The sequence below is a fragment of the Sulfitobacter sp. W027 genome (genome assembly GCF_025143985.1).
Lineage (GTDB): Bacteria > Pseudomonadota > Alphaproteobacteria > Rhodobacterales > Rhodobacteraceae > Sulfitobacter.
Genome location: NZ_CP083564.1, coordinates 1310789 through 1330203 on the forward strand (window position 1 = coordinate 1310789; position 19415 = coordinate 1330203).

Sequence of the window (19415 nt, forward strand, 5' to 3'; positions counted from 1 at the left end):
AAATCCAAGGCAGGTCAAGTGGTTCACCTAGAAGTGACTGGGTTTGGCCCCGCCGTCGAGCAGTTCGGCCAAGAACCCCCGCGAAAAGTCCCAGATCGCTTCGTCGTGAACCAGATGGTGCGTGAGAAATCCCAAGGGTTCGGTGCAGTCGGCGCGGCCTTCGCGCCGGTCCTGCAAAAGCGTGACGGTCTTGGCGATAAGCGCCTCAGGGGAGACCAATCCGCCGCCCGAACGCCATGCGATGGGGTCGACATGCGTGTTGATCTGCGCCAGCCCCGCGCAGCGTTCGCACTTGCGGGGCGTAAAGGTCGAGAGGGCGACATAGCCTTGCGCGGCAAGGCCCGACGTTACAGTTGCATCAATCCGGTTCCAAGGTGGGACGAACATCGCCAGCATATCAGGACCGAAAAGCTGGCGCATACGTGCCAATGCGGCCTCGGTTTTGGCGCCTGCATCCGCATGGGGATGACCAAACTCGGCCTTCTTGGCACCTGAGGGGGCTAGGTTTTCATGCGCCCAGCCGTGGACGACCGGCACCATCAAAGGCGTGGCAGCGGCAATTTCGGCAAGCTCGGGCGTAGCTCCATTGGGGATCACGGCAATATGGACGGGCAGGTCAAGCTCTGCGCTCATACCCAGCAATCGGTGCAGCGCGGGCGTGGGCGCGGTCGCATCGTCGTCGCGCCACCAAATCGGCAGGCTCAGCCCCTCTGTCCGGTGGCGCGATAACTCTGCGCGCAAAGGGGACCAGTCAACTATCATGGTGACTGCTCTCGTAGCGAGGCCACATGTCGAACCGTCTCCCGCGCCCCGTCAAAGCCGTCGGTTGCTGGCGCGCGGTCGGGCGAATGTTCCAAGACGCGAAGAGCGCTCAGGAGGCTATCCGGCGTGAGGTCGGCGCTGCGCAAAACTTCGATGCCCGGCAACTTGGCAAGCGCGGTCGCCCTGATGGTTTGCTCAACCTCGGCCCCCGCATCGAAAGGAATGAAAACGGACCTACAGCCTGCCTGCAAGACGTCGATCGCGGTGTTGTATCCGCACATCGAAACGGAGGCCGCAGCGCGATGTAGCAGCGCCCGAAAATCGGGCCGCGTTGCTTCGACGATGACATTGGCGGGGGCGTTTGCGCGCAATTGGGCAATACGTTGGTCGGCCTGTGCGCCACCAATCAACACCCGCCATACCCGCGCGTCAGACTGCGCAGCGCGCAATGCTGTATCGAAAATCTGCGCCCCGACATCACCGCCCCCTGCGCTGACGATAATCTCGCCTTCGCCAGCCGTTTGGTGGGGTGGTGTTGTATCAGCCGGGGCCATAAACCCTGTGTAGTGCAACTTTGACCGAAGCCCGTCAGGAACCGGCCAAGACGCGTCGAGCGGCATGACTTGCGGGTCGGCGTGAACCAGAACCGCGTCGTAGTAGCGCGCCAGCACACTATGGGTTTTATCGGCCTTTTGCGGCGAGGAGGGCGGTGCAAGAATGTCGCGCACAGAGGCGCAGATCAGCGGACGGTCGGCCAGCTTATCTGCGGCCATTAACACAGCGGTAAACTCGTCCCGAAGGACACGGCGTCCGAAAGGGTAAAGTTCAGTTATCAACACATCGGGCCGTATTTCATCGAACCGATGCAGAAGCAGAGCTTTGCGGGCGTTTAGCGTCTTTTGCTCAACCAGTGCGCCACTATCGTCCAGCAACTGGGCGAAGTTCACACCATCCGAGCGCAAAGGCGGGAGTTGCGCCAATGGGACATCGCCACGGTCCAGCACCGGCACCGGCATGCCGCCCGACACCACAGTCGCGCGATGGCCCGCATGCTGAAACGCTCGGGCCAGGATCAAAGCGCGTGCCAGATGGCCCGAGCCTAAAAGATGGGTGACGACGATCATTACCTTCATGAGCAACGCTCCACCAAACGTATAAAACCGGGCTCTAGCCGCCAGCCGTCTTGCTTTATCTCAATGACATAAAGTCGATTGCGCTTGATCTGAAAAGGCGGGGGGCTGGCGAAGTCCCAGCCCGTCGCCTGCGCCATCAACACCCGCATTACCCCGATGTGACAGACCGCGACTGCATCTGTCGTCAGCCGCTCGACCCATTGGTTCAGGCGGTTTTTCACTGCGATGAGGCTTTCGCCCCCCGGCGGGCAAAACGCCCAGCCCCAATCTTCGATGTGACGAAAACCCGAAGAGCCGTCCGCAAAAAGGTCTTGGCCCCGGCTGCCTTCCCAATGTCCAAAATCCATCTCGAGAAGTGCGGCGTCCGTCGCAGGAAGGCGGCCACTCACAATCTCGGCGGTTTCCGAAGCACGTGAGAGGGGGCTGGACCAGATCGGGGCACGATCCCAAGGGGCGGGCAGGTGCAACTGCTGCAATTGCGCCCGCGCGGCACCGTCCAACGGCACATCTGTGCGCCCCTGTATCCGCCCCTCCCGGTTCCACGCGGTGTGGCCGTGGCGCAAAAGGGCCAGACGGGGCATCAGTGGACACCTACGCTGACAAGACCCCGTCGCAGGGTTGTGACGGCGGCGGGCAACAGGTGGTTTTCAGCGACATACTCACGCGCCGCCCGTCCTTTGGTACGCCGCGCTTCTGGATCGCCTAACAGCCGTGATAGTTCCTTGGCGAGCGCGGCGGGACCGGCTTCTACCGATGGATATGGTCCGGGGGACAACACTTCTCGTACACCCGGTCGGTTCTGGGCCACTATCGGCAGCCCGGCAGCCTGCGCCTCTAGATAGACGAGCCCAAAGGCTTCGTTCACGCCCGGCCAGAACATCATCGCCGCACGGGCATAGGCCGCGTTGAGGTCTGGAGCACCTAAATTGCCCAGAAACTCAACGTTGTCGCCGAAGGGGGCCATCAGCGCCCTGACTTCGCCCTCCGCAGGGCCATCCCCCGCAATCTCAAGTCGCCATGTATCCTTTGGCAGCAGCGCAAGTGTTTCGGCAATGATGCGGTAGGATGCCAGTTTATCGCCCTTGCGCATCATACCCACGCTCAAGATCGGCCCACCTGGGGCAAAAGTTTCAGCGGGCAGGGTGTTGCTGTTCAGAAAGGGCGGCAGGTAGAGGAGGGTCTGTGCTGGTGGCGCGTCTCTGCGCAGGGCGGTTTCATCTCGGCTGGTAAGGTAGAAGATGACGTCGGCCAGATCGCAGGCCTCTTCGGCGGCGCTGGCATATTGCGCCCACTGCCCGGTTAAACGCTTGGCCGCGCGTGTCGCTTCAATAAGCAAATAGGGTATGCCGAGTGCCTGCGCGACCGAAGCGCCGATCAAATCAGGGGCTTTGTAGTAGTTGTGGTATGTCACCCAAGCACGCCAGCCCTCAGCACGCCCGCGCGAGATCAGGTCGGGCAGGGCGGCATGAGCCTTTGCGATGAAATCCCGTTGCTGCGCGGCATTTCCTGCGCCATCGCGACTGCGCAACTTACTGGCAAGCGTGACTGTATGCCCCGCCGTTTCCAGTGCTTGTATCAATGCGCGGGCCATTGAGCGATCCCCCGATGGTACCGGATGATCTGGGGGTTTCATGGGGGCGTAAAAGGCGAGGGTCATGCCTCAAGCATCGCATGCAGGCGGTGGTGGAGCTGTGCGATGCCGGGCGCCATGGTGAAATCTTGGATCAGACGCTCATGCGCGGCGTCGGCCAGACGGGGGCCAAGCGACGGGTCCGCGGCGAACTCTGCGATGGTTTGTGCAAGCACCTTGGGGTCGTCGCTGCGAAGTAAACCGTGCTTGCCGTTCTCGATAAACTCCGGAATGGCAGACACCGGCGTGCTTAGAATGGGCAGCTTCTGGCTCGCGGCTTCCATCAGGACATTCGGTAGGCCATCTCGATCCCCGTCATCCGCAATACGCGAGGGCAGGACGAAGAGATCACTGCCGCGCATCGCCTCGATCACCTCCAACTGGTCGCAAGCGCCCCGCCAAATGATACGGTCTGCGATGCCCCGGTCGGCAGCGCGCCGACGCATTTTTGCATCCAACGTGCCTCCGCCGATGTGGGTCCAGTGCCAATCAAGGCTTTTGGGGAGCAGTGCCAGCGCATCAATCAGGTTGTCAAAGCCCTTCTTCTCCACCAGCCGTCCGACCGACATGATTTTGAGCGGGGTACCATTGATACGCGCAGCGCGATCTGGCGGGGCAGGGAAGCGGGAAAGGTCCAAGCCGTGATAAACGAGGCTGACGCGCTTTGCGCTGTCGGCCAGGCCTTGGAGGTGCTTTGCGCCGAAACCGGTGCAGGTCGCGCCAAAGGTCGCGCCGTGGTGATCTGGCGAAAGCTTTTCGCGCAGTTCCCAGTCAGGTGACGTCCAGATGTCCTTGGCGTGGGCCGAAAAGGACCACGGCAGGCCCCGCATAATCGCGACATAGCGCGCAACGGAAGCGGGCGTATGCAGAAAATGGGCATAGAGCCCGCCGGCATCCTGCGCCATTTCACGGGCCATGACACAGGCCTGCCCCCACCGCCGCCGTCGGTTCGGCGTGTCGTCGCGGGCCAGATCGCGGGCGTAGGCCTCGGCGGCAGCGTCGAAACCGGGCAATGAGGCCGCCGCGCCCATAGCCTCTGCGACCCGGCGCGGCTCATCCCTGAGGTATTCTGGCAGATAGCGCACCGGCGCTTGCAATCTGGCGTGCAGCGGATGGGTCTTGGTGTCGGTGGGGTGGCGAAGTGACCAGATATCTAGATCAAGACCCGCTTCCTCCAGCGCCACGAGTTCCTGCGCGATGAAGGTTTCCGAAAGGCGGGGCCATCCCTTTACGACGACGGCAAGGCGGGGTTTGGTCATTGTGGTCCCATGTTATTCATCAGCGCATCGACCCGTGCGATTACGGTATCAAGCCCGCCCAGCAGATCATTCGCACCCGCCTCAGAAGGTTTGTTCTGCTGCGGCAGATTGCGGATAGCGTCGATCATCGCCCGGGTGGTCATACCGTCACGGGTTTCTTCTAACATGCGCACCAAGCCCATTTCCTCGGCCCGGCTGGCGCGAAGCCATTGTTCCAGACGGGGGGTGGTGCGCGGAACGATAACGGCGCGTTTGTCAAAGGACAGCACCTCGCAAAAGGTGTTGTAGCCGCCCATGCTAATCACGCCCTCTGCACCAACAAAGAGCGCTTCGATGTGCCTGTCAAAACCGGTTGCTGTGACCCGCCCATTCAGTTTGGCCACCCGCGCTTCAAAGCGGTCGCGCAGCTCGCCCGAGAGGAAAGGCCCGTAGACCAGTACCGCCTTCGGCTCTAATGTCGGGTCTTCCTCATAGGCAGACAGGACAAGTGACACCATAGCCGCGCCATCGCCGCCGCCGCCGGGCGTAATCAGGATATAGGGGCTGTCGGGCACGTCGACATCAACTGCGAACTCGCGGCGCAGATATCCGGTCCAATGCATTCTTGAACGCGCGTCTTGGGAAAGGGGCAAGCCTTTGGTCGGGTCGTACATCTCGCGCATGCCGTATACCCAGATCTCGTCATAGAGCTCCTCGGCAGCGCGCGTGGCGCCTTTGCGCTCCCATTCGGACGCGAGGGCGGTTGGCTCATCCAGCACGTCCCGCAGACCAAGTACGGTGCGGGTATGCCCGCGCTCGCGCAGCCAGCGCAAAGAGGGGAGCAACTCCCCGCGAAACCCTGTCGGCTCCTTGTCAACCACCAGCAGGTCAGGTTCGTAGCGTTCTATCGCGGCTTGGATCAGACCCGCGCGAAGGGAGGTTGTATCCTCGATACCAGCGCCAAGGGTCTGGCTGATATAGCTGCCATCGGAAAGTTTCGTCACGCCTGGCAGTCGGATGTGATCGACACGCTCGGGAAACGTAAAGCGCCCTGCAACCGGCGAACCGGTGAGGATAATGGCAGATGTCTGGGGGTCGGTTTGGGTAAGCGCCGTGGCCAAAGTACGTGAACGCCGCAAGTGGCCTAATCCGAAAGTGTCGTGGCTGTAGAACATGATCCGGAGCGGCGGCATGTCCTTACGGTGTTGTTGGGCAGCTTCTTGCTCCGCGCGTTCGTCCATATCCACCGCCTCTAAAGCCGCAAGTCACTACCGGATTTTCCGAAAATACCCTTAATGTCAAACAATACCGCTCCGGGTTTCCCCAGATTGCGCAGAGCATCGCTGCCCATCTCGACAAATTCCTTTTGCCCCACTGCCACGACCACAGCATCGTAAACGCCGTCTTCGGGTGTTTCTATGCCGTTGACACAGTGTTCAGATGTTAACCTGTCTGCCCCCACCCAAGGATCATGCACATCGACGTCCACGGAATAGGCGGCAAGCTCGGACACGATATCGGCCACCTTCGTGTTGCGGGTGTCAGCGCAGTTTTCCTTAAAGGTATAGCCCAAGACCAAAACCCGCGCCCCGCGCACGCCGATATCGCGGCTCAGCATCGCTTTCACAAGCATCTGCGCCACATGGGCGCCCATCTGATCGTTGATACGTCGGCCTGCGAGGATAACTTGCGGGTGATAGCCCATCTGCTCGGCACGGTAGGTCAGGTAATAGGGATCGACCCCGATGCAGTGCCCCCCTACCAGACCGGGGCGGAAGGGGAGGAAATTCCACTTGGTGCCTGCCGCCTCAAGCACCTCTAATGTATCAAGGCCAAGCCGCGAAAAGATCAGCGAGAATTCATTGACCAGCGCGATGTTCAGATCGCGTTGGGTGTTTTCGATGACCTTGGCCGCTTCCGCAGTCGCAATAGAGGACGCGCGGTGAAGCCCGGCTTTGACCACCGGCGCATAGATCGCTTCAACACGGGCAAGCGTTTCAGCATCCTGGGCGGCGATAATCTTGACGACATTCTCCATCGAATGTTCGGCATCGCCGGGGTTTACCCGTTCGGGGCTATAGGCCAGTTTGATCTGGCGTCCGGTTTCCAGCCCGCTGCCAGCGGCAAGGGCTGGCCCGCAAACCTCCTCGGTAACACCAGGATAGACCGTGCTTTCCAAAATCACCAAAGCACCATCGGTCAGATGGGGGGCAATGGCAGCGCAGGCGTTCAGGATGGGGTTGAGGTCCGGAGCCTTGGCGTCGGTGATCGGGGTCGGGACGGCAATGATGAAAACGCTGCATCCCGCAAGATCAGAGGCCGCGTGGGTGTAAGTCGCGGAACTTGTCGCGACGGCGTCGTCCGATACTTCGTCATTGGGATCACGGCCTTCGCACAAGGCAGTGACCGTTGCGGTGCTCGTATCAAAGCCAATGACATCGAACCCGTTTCTGGCCAGCGCCAGCGCCAGCGGCAGACCGACATAGCCAAGGCCCAGAACAGCAATTCGAGTGTCAGTAGCATCGCGGGGCAACGGTATATCCTTGGGATTGTGTCAGTCCGGGCCGCGCGCAGTGTGTCACGGACAAAAGGTGGGTTGCCGCGCGCGTTCCAGATAGTTTGACACCTGCAGAATTGCAATAGGACGATTGCTGGCATAGCCTTAAAGCGAATTAGGTTAATTTATTGGGGACCACATGCGCGCCATATTCCTCATTAGCCTTCTGTGTTTCGCACTGCTTTCGATCCTCCCGGACGCCGGCCAGTCGCAAGGCCTCGGCTCGCTGTTTCCCGGAACGAACCCTGTAGAAGCAACCGAGGATCCGGATGCTGACCGGCGCGGCTCGACTGACCTTGACGCCAATCCCGACGGTATTGCTCCGACTTCGAGCGACACGCCCGCCCCGGATACGGAATTGACCGAGAATGGCAGTCCGTCATCTATGCTAGACCTGCAAGGCCGTGTCTCAAAATTCCGTGATGCTCTTGTCGAGCGGGTGGTGACACTCCCCGTGGCGTTTAATGAAGTCCTCTACATTCTACGCGCCTCTAGCCCGGACGGAACCTTGCGGGCCTTTGGGATGGCGCTGGTGCTAAGTCTGCTGATGTTCGGTGTGGGCGCTATTGTAGAAAAAGAGGTTTACGGCAAATACTTGATGAAAAGGCTGATCGCCAAGCGTATCAGCAAGAACCCCGAAGGCTATTCCGAAAAAATCCCCTTTCTTGCGCTTCGCTTTGTCGTCGGTCTGGGGGGCGTGGTTGTGTCAATGGCGGTGGCCTATGTGCTTGGCGCCTCAATCTTCGGCCCGTTGACTGACACAGCGATGCAATTCACGGTTTCCCTGATCAATATCGGCTATTTCACCTGCCGCGTAGTCGCCATCCTGTGGCGCATGATCCTGTCCCCTTTTCTTTCGCAGTACCGCATTCCACCGTTCAGCGATCGGGACGCCAAACAGTTGCACTTTTGGCTCTGGTTTCTGGCGTCCTGCGAAGTCTGTGCCATCTTGTTCGGTTTCTGGATTGCAGAACTGGGGCTGAACTATGATGCCTATGCGTTTTTTGCCTCGGTTATGTCCGCTATTTTAGTGCTGCTGAACATTCTGCTGGTGCTGGTTAACCGCCGTGCCATCAGCCACGCGCTGCGTCATGGCAAACCGCCAGAGGAGACGTCGACCACCGTACGCTTTTTATCGCGTGCATGGGTGCCTGCCGTTTTTATCTATGTGATTTTTGCTTGGGTCGAACTGACGATTGACCTCGTTCTAGGCAAGCCCAGCTCGGTCCCCTTGATCGCAGGCGCCTATGGAATTCTGCTCACGATCATCGTGGTCTATGGGCTGATAAACTTCGGGATTGAACGCAGCTTTACCAGAACCCGCAGACTGCGGCTGCTCAACGCCGAAAGGGAAGCGCAAAGCGCGACCGATGCATCGGGCCAAGACCCTGAGGGTGATCAATCGGCAGAGATTGACGATACGGTATTGGCAACTGACGTGATGCCGCAACGGTCATTGAACACATTTGAAGAACTGGCACGCCGGGTATCGGGCATATTGTCCTTTGTCGCTGGCACCTATGCGTTTTTCTATATTTGGGATAACGACGGCGCAGAAATGATCGAGAGCTTTGCCAGTCAGGTCTTGGACATCTTGGTCGTCATTTTTATCGGCTATGTAATTTATCACGCCTTTCGCATCTGGATTGACAGCAAGATCGCGGAGGAGACAACCGATGATGAAGAGGTCGAACCCGGCGACGAAGGCGGAGGCTCCAGCGCCAGCAGACTTGCGACCCTGCTGCCGTTGTTTCGTAACTTCACGCTGATCCTTGTAGTTGTCTCTATCCTGCTGATTGTCCTTATGGAGATCGGCGTCAATGTAGGCCCATTGTTTGCCGGTGCCGGGATTATTGGCATTGCCATCGGTTTCGGCAGTCAAGCGCTGGTACGGGATGTGTTTGCCGGGGCGTTTTTCCTCTTTGATGATGCTTTCAGGAAGGGTGAGTATCTCGACGTTGGCAATGTCAAAGGCACGGTTGAGAAAATCTCGGTGCGCTCTTTCCAGCTTCGTCATCACTTAGGCGCTTTGCACACCATCCCCTTTGGCGAATTGCAGGTGATCACCAACTACTCCCGCGACTGGGTGATGATGAAGCTGCCATTGCGGGTGACCTATGACACCGATGTGGAGCAGGTCCGCAAGCTGATTAAGAAGTTAGGGCAAGACCTTCTGACTGATCCAGAAATCGGAGAAGCTTTCATCCTGCCTTTGAAATCGCAAGGTGTGATTGAGATGCAAGACAGTGCGATGATCATCCGGGTGAAATTCATGACCAAGCCGGGGGACCAGTGGCTGGTGCGCAAGAAGGTCTATCAGGAAATTCGCAACCTGTTTGAGCGTGAAGGCATCAAATTTGCGCATCGCGAGGTGACGGTGCGGCTGGCCGATGCGCAGGCAGACGATCTTACGGATGCACAAAAGCATAAGATCGCGGCGGCAGCCCACGCCTCGCTTGAGGAGGACTTGCTGGAAGGTGACGGTCAGGACAACAACGGCGGCGATGATCGCTGAAGCGGTTCCGAATGCCGGTCCTCGGATCAACTTTTGTAAGGGTCCAAAGAGGCACGCAGCCCATCGCCAAGAAAATTGAATGCCAAGACCACCACGATGATCGGCAGCATCGGAATTGCCGTCCACCAGTAGATCTCAATGCTGGCGAGGTTCTGAGCGTCGTTCAACATGACTCCCCAGCTTACCGCAGGCGCGCGCAGGCCCAGCCCAAGATAGCTAAGCGCCGTTTCACCAAGGATCATCGCAGGTATCGATAGCGTCGCACTGGCAATTAAGTGGGACATGAAGTTTGGTAGCAAATGGCGGCGAATGACACGCCCCGGTTTGGCCCCCATCATCTCGGCGGCCTTTACATATTCCTCTTCGCGCAGGGACAGGAATTTTGCCCGCACTGATCGCGCAAGGCCCGGCCAATCGAGGATGCCCAGAATGATTGATATGATAAAGAAAACGGCCACCGGACCCCAGCTTGAAGGCACCGCAGCCGAGAGCGCGAGCCAAAGCGGCAATTCGGGCAGGCTGCGCAGAATTTCGATGATGCGGTTGAGGATCCAATCCGTCTTGCCACCGAAATAGCCCGCCATTGCCCCGAATGTAATGCCAAGCGCGAAGGACACGGAGATGCCGATCAGCCCCACCGTCAAAGACAATTGTGCGCCGTATAGAATGCGGCTGAACACATCGCGGCCCAAGCGGTCAGACCCCCATAGGAACAAGCTCGCGCCATCAGGAGGGCAGAAAAGATGCGTATCTGATGGGATCAACCCAAAGAGCTTGTAGCTTTGCCCTTCGCAAAAGAGCTTGAGCGGCAGGGGCTGGGTTTCATCGGTGGTATAGGTCCAGCGATAGTTTTCCAGATCGGCCTCAGCAGTGATCGGATAGACAAAAGGACCGATAAAAGCACCTTCGTGCCACAGGTTGATGCTCTGCGGCGGGGCGTAAAGATAATCTGGGTTGCGTTCGTTTGGCGTGTAGGGCGCGATGAAACCGGCGATGGGCAACATCAGATAGGCGCAGAGCAGAAAGATGCCGGAGACAAGCGCGAGCTTATGGCGGCGGAAACTGCGCCACATCAACAGCCACGCAGGCGCGTCGAGTTCCTTGCGTTCGGGTGCCGAGAAATCAGATGTATCGACCCAAGGCTCGGTATCAACAAAGCGGTTGGAGGGCTGCGTGCTCATGTACGGCGCCCTCCATAGCGGATTCGCGGGTCGAGCAGCACCAATAGCATGTCAGAGATCATCGTGCCGATCAGTGTCAGCAGGGCCACGAACATCAACACAAAACCCGCCAGAAACTGGTCCTGCGACTTCAGCGCTGTCAGCAAATAGGGCCCGATCGTCTGCAAACCCAGCACCACAGAAACCAAGACCGAGCCTGAGACCATCGCGGGCAACAGGTTTCCGATATCTGCGACGAAAGGATTAAACGCCACGCGCAGCGGGTATTTCACCAAAAGCCGCGTTGGCGCCATGCCCTTGGCTTTGGCGGTTTCAACATAGGGTTTGCTTAATTCGTCCAGCATATTGGCGCGCAGACGCTGCATCATCGCAGCCGCCCCTGAGGTGCCGATGACAAAGGTCGGGACGATCATATGTAATAGGATCGACTTGACCTTCGGCCATGACATCGGTGCGCCCTCAAAAGCCGGGTCCATCAGCCCACCAATCGGCAGGTCGAGGTATTTATGCCCGTAGTAGAACAAGATCAGCGCCAACAGGAAATTTGGTGTGGCAAGGCCCAGATACCCAACAAAACCTGCCGTATAATCGGCCCATGTCTCAGATTTTGCGGCGGCAAGCACACCCAAGGGCAGTGCCACCGCATAGACGAAAAGCACAGCCGCAAGATTGACCAATACCGTCAACCACAAGGCATCCCCCACAATCTCACCCACGGGGCGGTCAAATTCGAACGACCAACCGAAATCACCCTGAATGAGGCCGGAAAAACCCTGCGGTCCAGGGGCGAAGCCGACCCAGATCAGATATTGTTCCCACAATGGCCGGTCGAGCGCGTATTCGGCGCGTAGAAATTCGGCCTTTGCCACGCCTTCAGCCTGACCAGTGGCGCGCAATTCGGCGATCTGGTTGGACAGGTAATCACCGGGCGGTAAATTGATGATCACAAAGACGAGGACCGAGACGACCAGCAGGGTCAGCAACATCGTGAAAAAGCGGTAGACGGCGTAGCGGAGGAACATCATTGGACAACTTGCTCCGACGGTTCGCCAAAGTAAAACTCGTCAATGCGGTGAACACCGAAATGCGCACCCGGTTCATAGGCCCAAACGCCTTGTTCGGGAACGTTGCGCAACCGCTTTGATACGACCACAGGTTGGGGCGCTTCTGAAAGAAGGCCGATGGCATAGACCTCTTGAGCATGAATGCGCAGCATCTCGCGCCACAGGGATGCGCGGGCGAGATCGTCATCTGCGCGATTCCAGCGGTCTGCCAAGGCCAGTAGGCTTTTCGGCGCTGCGCCCTGTGGTTCCTCCCCCAACTCGCCCTTGGATTGGTAATATTGCCCCCACATGGGCCAAGCGAAAAATTCCTGATTGGTCGGCGCGAGATACATCGGAGAGGTTTGAGGCGTGGGCAATCCGTTGTCCCAGCCGAACCACACAGATGCCATGCTCAGGCCCGCGTAAACCCGGTTCCGAAGAATGTCGCGATCGAGCGGACGCATAACCAGCTTAATGCCCAACTCGCGCCACGTGTCGGTCAGGATGGCAAGCGCGTTTTCAACCTCTTGCCGCTCGCCCGCTGTTTCAACCACGAATTCCATAGGACGGCCATCGGACAGTTTGCGGATTCCGGCCTGAGTGCGCTCAGTCAGGCCCATCTCATCCAGCAAGGCGTTGGCTATGGTCGGAGAATATTCTGAATAGGCAGAAAGGTTGTCGGGATCATACAGGGGGCTTTGCGAAAGTGCTGTCATGCCGCCTTCTTTGGCCAGCCCAAAATAGAGCGCGCGATTGATCATATGTCGGTCAACGCCGTGGCTAAGCGCGCGGCGGAAGCGCACATCGCGCATGACCTCTCGCCAAACCGGGTCGGCAAAGTTCAGGTTGGGATAGATGGCGATCTGGCTTGCAGCCCCGTTCTCCCACAGCAGCGTGCGATAGTTGCCGCCATCCGCTTCGCCCTTTTTGAGGATCGAGATGTCGGGAAAATCGAGGCCACGCGCTTGAAGGTCCGTCTCGCCCGCATTGGCCTTTGCCGCGATAAGACCGCCGGTCGCGATCGTCATCTCGACCCTGTCGATATAGGGCAGTTGTACACCTCGGGCATCGATGCGGTGGTAATATGGATTGCGGACAAACAGTTGCCGTGAGGTGCCGGTCTCGCTGACATTGACCCAAGGTTGCAAGGTCGGCTGTTCCGGGTTGTCGAACTTACCCATATTGTCGCGTTTGTTATGCAGCGCCGCCCAACTCTTAACGCGGGCCTTGATGATCGCGGTATGAAGCGCACCGGGGGCGGTGAACTGCTGATGAAACTGCTTGAGGTAATGCGCAGGCCGATAAATAAACGGCGGGCTGGCCTGCGCCAATTGGGGTAGGAAATTCGGGTTGGCGGCGGGCCACTCAAAAACGACGGTATAGGCATCGGGGAAATCAACCGTGCCTAACTCGCCATCAACATACATAAAGTCCGGCGGGCCGGAGGGCGTGATGTCGGGGTCCTGTGCCACATTCTCCCACCAATAGCGGAAATCCTCCGAGGTGAAGGGCTCCCCGTCTGACCAGCGGTGACCGGGGCGCAGATGCAATGTGAACTTGCGGTTCTCCGACACTTCAACATCGCGGAGGATATCGGGCAGGAGTGTGTAATCCGACGTATAGCCAACCAGCCGGGCATATCCATAGGCAGACATCAGACGCACATCCTTGGAGCGCGTCCCTAAGGTGCGCAATGTGCCGCCTTGGGTACCATAGCTGCGGCCTTTGGTCTCAAGATCAACGATCAAGGGCACATCGGGCAGACGTTCGGCAATCGGCGGCAGATCGCCTTTCTCCACCTTCGCAGCCCAAAAGGCGGTTTCCTGCAATGTTGGGATGGCCCAAGCTGGGGTGGCCAGACACAGCAGCAGGGCGAGCAGTTTAGACATGACAACGGACCATGTGACCGTCGCCTACATTTTGCAAAGCCGGTGCAACCCCGCCGTCGATGCGGAACATTTCTGGCCAAGTTGATGGCGCACCGGCCCCCTTGGCGACCAGTTCAAGATCAATAGGTCTGGCGATATCCGGTTCCGGCTGAGCGGCGATCAGCGCCTTGGTATAGGGATGGCGAGGATCGTAAAACAGCGTCTCGGGCGGGGCTTGTTCGACAATAACGCCGGCCCGCATCACGATAACCTCGTCAGCAATACGCGCCACCACGGCTAGGTCGTGGCTGATGAACAGATAACTCAATGAGGCGCGATCACGGATTTCTTCCAGCAACCTCAAAATCTGCTCTTGCACTGAAACATCCAAGGCGGATGTCGGCTCGTCACAGATCAGGAGTTTGGGGTCCAGCGTTAAGGCACGGGCAATCGAAAGACGTTGCCGCTGGCCGCCCGAAAAGGCATGTGGATAGCGGGTCATCATGTCGGGGTTGAGACCGACCAGTTTCAGCATCGCGGCGGCCTTGTCGCGCCGCTCGGCGCGCGACCCGATGCCGTGGATTTCCAGTGGTTCCGTCAATGCCGCCCCAATACGCATCCTTGGCGAAAGCGAGGAATATGGGTCTTGGAACACCATCTGCGCTTGTCGTTGAAAGGCGCTGCGTTGCGATGCCGACATGCTGTGAACGGGCAGGGCTGGGGCACCCGGTTCGGAATAAAACAGCACCTCGCCGCCGGGATCAGGCAGCACGGCGCCCAATGCCATATGTGCACAGGTGGTCTTGCCCGATCCGCTTTCGCCGACCACGGCAAGGGTCTTGCCTCTTACCACTTGCAGATTGACATCTTTGCAAGCGGCCACGGTGCTTGGTTTGCGCCAGCCTCCGGTGCGCAGAATGAAGGTCTTGTCGACGCCCCGCATCTCAAGGATCAGGTCTTTGTGCGGGACCTCGCGGGCAGGTGCTGCGACCTCGGGGATCATCGTGGCGGCGGCAAAGAGCTTGCGCGTGTAGCCGTGTTCAGGATGGCCCAGAACCTCCGGCGCGGTGCCGCTTTCCATGACGCGGCCGCCGTTCATGACAACCACATGCTGGGCCATGTTCGCCACGACACCCAGATCATGCGTAACAAGGATAACCGCCATCCCGGTTTCCGCTTGCAAGGTCTTGATCAGCCCCAGCACTTGCGCCTGCGTTGTCACATCCAACGCTGTCGTAGGTTCGTCCGCGATTAACAGTTTGGGCTTGGCCACCATTGCCATCGCGATCATCGCGCGTTGCCTCATCCCGCCAGATAATTCAAAGGGATAGCTGCGCCAAATCCGCTCAGGTTCCATGAACCCTACGCGTTCGAATTTCTGAAGCACCGTCCGCTTTGCCGCTGACCGGCTCATGGAGCGGTGCAGGCGCAGCACCTCCGCCACTTGGTTGCCCAGTCGGTGCAGTGGCGAAAGGGAGCGCATCGGCTCTTGGAAGATCATCGAGATGCGGTCACCCCTGATCTGGCGCATCTCTGGTTCGCGCAGGCTCAGCATATCTACTGGCCCGTCGCCCCCGGCAAAGACGATCCTGCCACTTCGGATCTGAGCGGCTTCGGGGAGGATGCGCAGCACGCTGCGACAGGTCAAGGTTTTGCCAGAACCGCTTTCGCCGACCAATGCCAGCGTCTCACCCGAGCGTATGGAAAAACTAACATCGCGCACCACCGGATCGGCTTTGCCAAACCCGATCGTCAGCCCGTCAACTTCCAACAAAGGTGTCATCGGTGTCCCATTCCATACCCGCGAGAGCGCGGTCTGCAAAAGAGTGAAGCCGATTTACTAAGATGCGTCCAGTGCCGCGATTGTGTTAGGGGCACTTTATTCAATGTTGACCGCAACATAGAGGGAATGCGGGGAAAAGTGAGTGTACATTAAGGCGCTTGGATGGTTCAATCGGCGCTGAAGTTACACCTGAAGGGGGCAGCTCTTGGCGACCTGGGCAGAATTAGGCGAAGAGCTCGGAAAATGGTCCTCGCAGGGTGAGACGCCAACATTCTGGTGGCGCGACGATGATACGGAAGCCTGCACCGATCCGTTAGACAGGCTGATCTCCCTGTCAGAGCGCTTTGACGCGCCGTTGCATTTGGCGGTCATCCCCCACGCTATAGATGTCAAACTTGCCGATCGCCTATCGGCTTCGCCACAGGTTTACACGCTGCAACATGGATATGCGCATAAAAACCACGAACCCAAAGGCACCCGCGCGTCCGAAGTGGGCAAGTTGCGCGATCTGGCGTTGATCGAAAAGGATCTTCGCGAAGGGTGGCGGCGGATGCAATCGGCGCGTTTGCCAAACTTGTTGCCTGTCTTTGTCCCGCCGTGGAACCGAATTGGCGAGAAGGTATTGCCCTACTTGCCAAGGTGGGGATACGCTGCGTTTTCGGGGTTTGACGCACGTCCTCATCCTGAGCCCGTTCCGGACTTGCAGCATTTCAACGGTCACATCGATCCTATCCGCTGGAAGGAAGGCGCAAAGTTTGCAGGCGTAGAGAAGACTTTGGAACAATGCGTGCGCCACCTGCGCAAGCGTCGGCAGGAAGAGGCATATCAGCATGAGCCGACCGGATTTGTCAGCCATCACCTGCAGACTGACGAAGACACATGGAGCTTCATGGAAGCGCTTATGTCGCGGCTGACGCATAACGCAGCGACACGGTGGATATCGTTAGACAGCCTGATAAAATGAGTCTGATATGCTAGATATTGCCTATGCGTCCCCCGCCGAACGGGAGGAAGTCGCCCAATTCATGAACGCTGTTTTTGTCCGCGCGAAATGGGGCATTGAAAGCTGGCGCGCCTTGCTGGCCGGAAGATGGTGCGGACCCGAGGGGCGCTATGCCATCACCGTGCGCGATGACAGCAAGCTGATCGGGGTTTTGGGGCTGGTCTATGCCGAGCGTCAAACCTCGAATGGGCCGAGAACCACGGCAGATATGACCTCATGGTATGTGCTCAAAGACTATCGGGGGCAGGGGGTCGGCAAAAAGATGATCGCCTTGGCGACCCTTGACCCGGATGTAACGGTGACGAACTTTTCCAGTGCCAAGGCGGCGGTCAATGTCTTGGAGAAGGCGGGGCTGCGGGAGTTGGACCGCGAGCGGCTGGTCTGGCATCCGTCGAAAGATGCGGGCTTTGACGTCCATGAGGACCCCTTGTCTTTGGGTGATCGTCTGCCCGCAAAAGACCGTCGTATTATCGAAGATCATCAGGGGCTGCGGCTTAGGTTTCTTTCGGTGGAAACGCCTGAGGGGCTCTGCACGATGGTCATCTACCCTCAGAAAAAGCACGACGACTATGTGACCCATGAAATCATGTATCTCGCGGATCAACCGCTCTTTGCCCGCTATGCAAAGCAAATCGCGGCTTCGGTCCTTCCTTCAGAAGCTGCGATTCTTTCTTTAGATCGTCGTTTCGCGCGGGATGGAATTGTCTGCGATGAGGTCAGGGCGTTCGCGACACCCCGATACTGCCAACACGGGCTTCTGGACCCATCCGAGATCGATATGCTGTATTCGGAATGCGTGCTGCTTAATATCAAAATACATTGATGCGCGACAGCCTTCGCTCGGGTCACGCTTTGTAGAAGTCGCGGTACCAGTCCACGAAATGCTGCAACCCTTCGCCGACCGGCGTGGAATGTTGCTTGCCCACCAAAGTTTGCAGCAATGTGGTATCTGCCCATGTGGCGGGCACATCACCGGGTTGGATTGGGTGGAATGTCTTGATCGCCTCTTGCCCACAGGCAGTCTCAATCGCGGCAATGAAGTCCATCAGGGAGACCGGAGAGGCATTGCCGATGTTAACGGTTCGAAACGGAGCAACAGGTGAAACACTATCGCCCGGCACCGGGCTGGTCGGATCGGGGGGGACATCGATCAGGCCCATGATCGCGCGGACCAGATCGTCGACATAGGTGAAATCGCGCTGCATCTTGCCATGATTGTAAACGTCGATTGGCGCGCGATTTAGGATCGCCTTGGTGAATTTGAAATAGGCCATATCCGGGCGGCCCCAAGGACCGTAGACGGTGAAAAAGCGAAACATCGTCGTAGGCAGAGCGTAAAGATGGGCATAGGAATGCGCCATATTTTCAGTCGCCTTCTTGGTCGCCGCATAGAAGGACATCTGCGTATCGACCCTATCCGCCTCTTTGTATGGCATCTGGCGATTGGCACCAAAAATGGACGAACTCGACGCCAGCAGCATATGCTCAGGCGGGAAGGCGCGGGCGGCTTCTAGCAATTCAAAGGTGCCGATGAGATTGGCGTTCAGATAGGCACGCGGATCATCAATGGAATGGCGCACGCCCGCCTGCGCGGCCAGATGTATGACAACGTCCGGGCGGTGCTCTTTGAACAGGGTCATCAGAGCTTGCGGGGTTTCCAGCTTTTCATTCACCACGCTGAATTGGGCATATTCGCAAAGCTGCGATTGACGGTTCAGCTTTAGATTAACGTCATAGTAATCCGACAGGCTGTCGAGCCCGATCACACGCCAGCCCGCGCGCAGCAGCGCGAGAGACACGAAATATCCGATAAATCCGGACGATCCGGTGACAAGTGCGTTTCTCATTCAAAACACTCCACTTCTGACTTTCGAAAGCTCTGGGGTGAGAGGTAGATCACTTGCATGACGTAATACGAACTTCCGTGTCACGGGGGTAGAACAGGGCGCTTTGATAGCTGGTACTTACTGAGCAGAGGGAAGGCAACCGGGCGCAGGACCGGCATGGGGTTACAAGGTACTATCATGGCAGGACCCTTATATTGCCCGTTTAGACAGCCAACCTGCAATGTCATTTGGGCTTGTTCCGAACTGGATCGCGCCCGCGATCAACATAGGTACTTTGCTCCGGCGGCGACCGTCTATGGCTCGGCGCACGCCAAGGGACAGCGTTCTGCTCTCTGCACGCCCCGTCCTTTACAACATAGCCCACTCCGCGATTTCCCTGCCCTTTGTAGTTTCATTCGCGGGCTGCAGTGCGACTGCGTGTTCGCAGCGCATCGCCAAATCATTCGACGGATCGCCTGCGAATGGCTAGCATCACCCGGAAACGGGGGCGTCGCTGGCCGCTCCGACTCTAAACGGAAGAGGGGGCCAAGATGTGCGATCCGGTCAAAAAGGGCACGGCAGTTCCAACCATCCTGATCGACAACTCCCGCACCCGCGTCACGCGCTGGAGTTTCTCCGGACGCGGTGACAATACCGGGTGGCATCGGCATGAGTATGACTATCTTGTCGTGCCGATTCAGGACGGTGGGCTGGATATCCGTTTGGCAGACGGTACTATCAGCCGATCAGAATTAAGGGTCGGTGTGCCCTATTTCCGTATGCAGGGCGTGGAGCATGATGTTTTGAACGGAAACGATGGGAGCTTCGCCTTCATCGAGATTGAATTTCTGGAGGAGGCCTCCAGCTAGTCGATCC

Annotated in this window: 16 protein-coding genes; 4 read left to right on the forward strand and 12 right to left on the reverse strand. The window is 58.3% G+C overall.

Annotated features, from left to right (window positions below; genetic code table 11):
• Positions 1-27: 27 nt before the first annotated feature.
• The 7 genes from K3759_RS06475 to K3759_RS06505 all read right to left on the reverse strand — a co-directional run bounded on the left by K3759_RS06475 (position 28) and on the right by K3759_RS06505 (position 7296).
• Positions 28-762: a polysaccharide deacetylase family protein gene (locus K3759_RS06475; protein ID WP_259985099.1), complete on the reverse strand. Its 735-nt coding sequence runs from the start codon at positions 760-762 to the stop codon at positions 28-30.
• Complete coding sequence (locus tag K3759_RS06480) at positions 759-1895, reverse strand: glycosyltransferase family protein (protein WP_259985102.1); 1137 nt, start codon at positions 1893-1895, stop codon at positions 759-761. The genes K3759_RS06475 and K3759_RS06480 overlap by 4 nt, the downstream gene beginning before the upstream one ends.
• Positions 1892-2476: a histidine phosphatase family protein gene (locus K3759_RS06485; protein ID WP_259985104.1), complete on the reverse strand. Its 585-nt coding sequence runs from the start codon at positions 2474-2476 to the stop codon at positions 1892-1894. Before K3759_RS06485 ends, K3759_RS06480 begins: the two co-directional genes overlap by 4 nt.
• Positions 2476-3486 carry a glycosyltransferase family 4 protein gene (locus K3759_RS06490; protein WP_259985105.1) on the reverse strand — a complete coding sequence of 337 codons (1011 nt, stop codon included), beginning with the start codon at positions 3484-3486 and terminating at the stop codon, positions 2476-2478. The genes K3759_RS06485 and K3759_RS06490 overlap by 1 nt, the downstream gene beginning before the upstream one ends.
• A 62-nt stretch (positions 3487-3548) precedes the next feature.
• Positions 3549-4784 carry a glycosyltransferase family 4 protein gene (locus K3759_RS06495; protein ID WP_259985106.1) on the reverse strand — a complete coding sequence of 412 codons (1236 nt, stop codon included), beginning with the start codon at positions 4782-4784 and terminating at the stop codon, positions 3549-3551.
• Positions 4781-6004 (reverse strand): glycosyltransferase family protein, encoded by a 1224-nt coding sequence (locus tag K3759_RS06500; RefSeq protein WP_259985108.1) that lies wholly within the window; start codon positions 6002-6004, stop codon positions 4781-4783. Before K3759_RS06500 ends, K3759_RS06495 begins: the two co-directional genes overlap by 4 nt.
• Before the next feature lie 11 nt (positions 6005-6015).
• On the reverse strand, positions 6016-7296 hold the full coding sequence (locus K3759_RS06505; protein WP_259985110.1) for a nucleotide sugar dehydrogenase: 1281 nt from the start codon (positions 7294-7296) through the stop codon (positions 6016-6018).
• A gap of 163 nt (positions 7297-7459) precedes the next feature.
• Between K3759_RS06505 and K3759_RS06510 the strand changes: the two genes are divergently transcribed.
• Entirely contained in the window at positions 7460-9835 is a 2376-nt protein-coding gene (locus tag K3759_RS06510) for a mechanosensitive ion channel family protein (RefSeq protein ID WP_259985112.1), read from the forward strand.
• Between the two features lie 26 nt (positions 9836-9861).
• Here K3759_RS06510 and K3759_RS06515 read toward each other — a convergent pair whose 3' ends face one another.
• From K3759_RS06515 to K3759_RS06530, 4 genes are read right to left on the reverse strand one after another with little or no spacing between them, the layout of a single operon-like run.
• Positions 9862-11016: an ABC transporter permease gene (locus K3759_RS06515; protein WP_259985114.1), complete on the reverse strand. Its 1155-nt coding sequence runs from the start codon at positions 11014-11016 to the stop codon at positions 9862-9864.
• The gene (locus K3759_RS06520; RefSeq protein ID WP_259985116.1) at positions 11013-12041 is read right to left on the reverse strand and encodes an ABC transporter permease; all 1029 of its coding nucleotides are present in this window, start codon (positions 12039-12041) and stop codon (positions 11013-11015) included. The genes K3759_RS06515 and K3759_RS06520 overlap by 4 nt, the downstream gene beginning before the upstream one ends.
• Complete coding sequence (locus K3759_RS06525) at positions 12038-13948, reverse strand: ABC transporter substrate-binding protein (protein ID WP_259985118.1); 1911 nt, start codon at positions 13946-13948, stop codon at positions 12038-12040. The genes K3759_RS06520 and K3759_RS06525 overlap by 4 nt, the downstream gene beginning before the upstream one ends.
• Positions 13941-15710 (reverse strand): ABC transporter ATP-binding protein, encoded by a 1770-nt coding sequence (locus K3759_RS06530; protein ID WP_259985120.1) that lies wholly within the window; start codon positions 15708-15710, stop codon positions 13941-13943. The genes K3759_RS06525 and K3759_RS06530 overlap by 8 nt, the downstream gene beginning before the upstream one ends.
• A gap of 205 nt (positions 15711-15915) precedes the next feature.
• On the opposite strand from K3759_RS06530, the gene K3759_RS06535 reads away from it, so the two are divergent.
• Positions 15916-16674 carry a polysaccharide deacetylase family protein gene (locus K3759_RS06535; protein WP_259985123.1) on the forward strand — a complete coding sequence of 253 codons (759 nt, stop codon included), beginning with the start codon at positions 15916-15918 and terminating at the stop codon, positions 16672-16674.
• 7 nt (positions 16675-16681) lie between these two features.
• Positions 16682-17536 carry a GNAT family N-acetyltransferase gene (locus K3759_RS06540; RefSeq protein WP_259985125.1) on the forward strand — a complete coding sequence of 285 codons (855 nt, stop codon included), beginning with the start codon at positions 16682-16684 and terminating at the stop codon, positions 17534-17536.
• 22 nt (positions 17537-17558) lie between these two features.
• Here the strand turns inward: K3759_RS06540 and K3759_RS06545 are convergent, their stop codons facing one another.
• Positions 17559-18560, reverse strand: coding sequence for an NAD-dependent epimerase/dehydratase family protein (locus K3759_RS06545; RefSeq protein WP_259985127.1), 1002 nt, complete (start codon positions 18558-18560; stop codon positions 17559-17561).
• A gap of 530 nt (positions 18561-19090) precedes the next feature.
• On the opposite strand from K3759_RS06545, the gene K3759_RS06550 reads away from it, so the two are divergent.
• Positions 19091-19408, forward strand: coding sequence for a cupin domain-containing protein (locus tag K3759_RS06550; protein WP_259985129.1), 318 nt, complete (start codon positions 19091-19093; stop codon positions 19406-19408).
• The last annotated feature ends 7 nt before the right edge of the window (positions 19409-19415 follow it).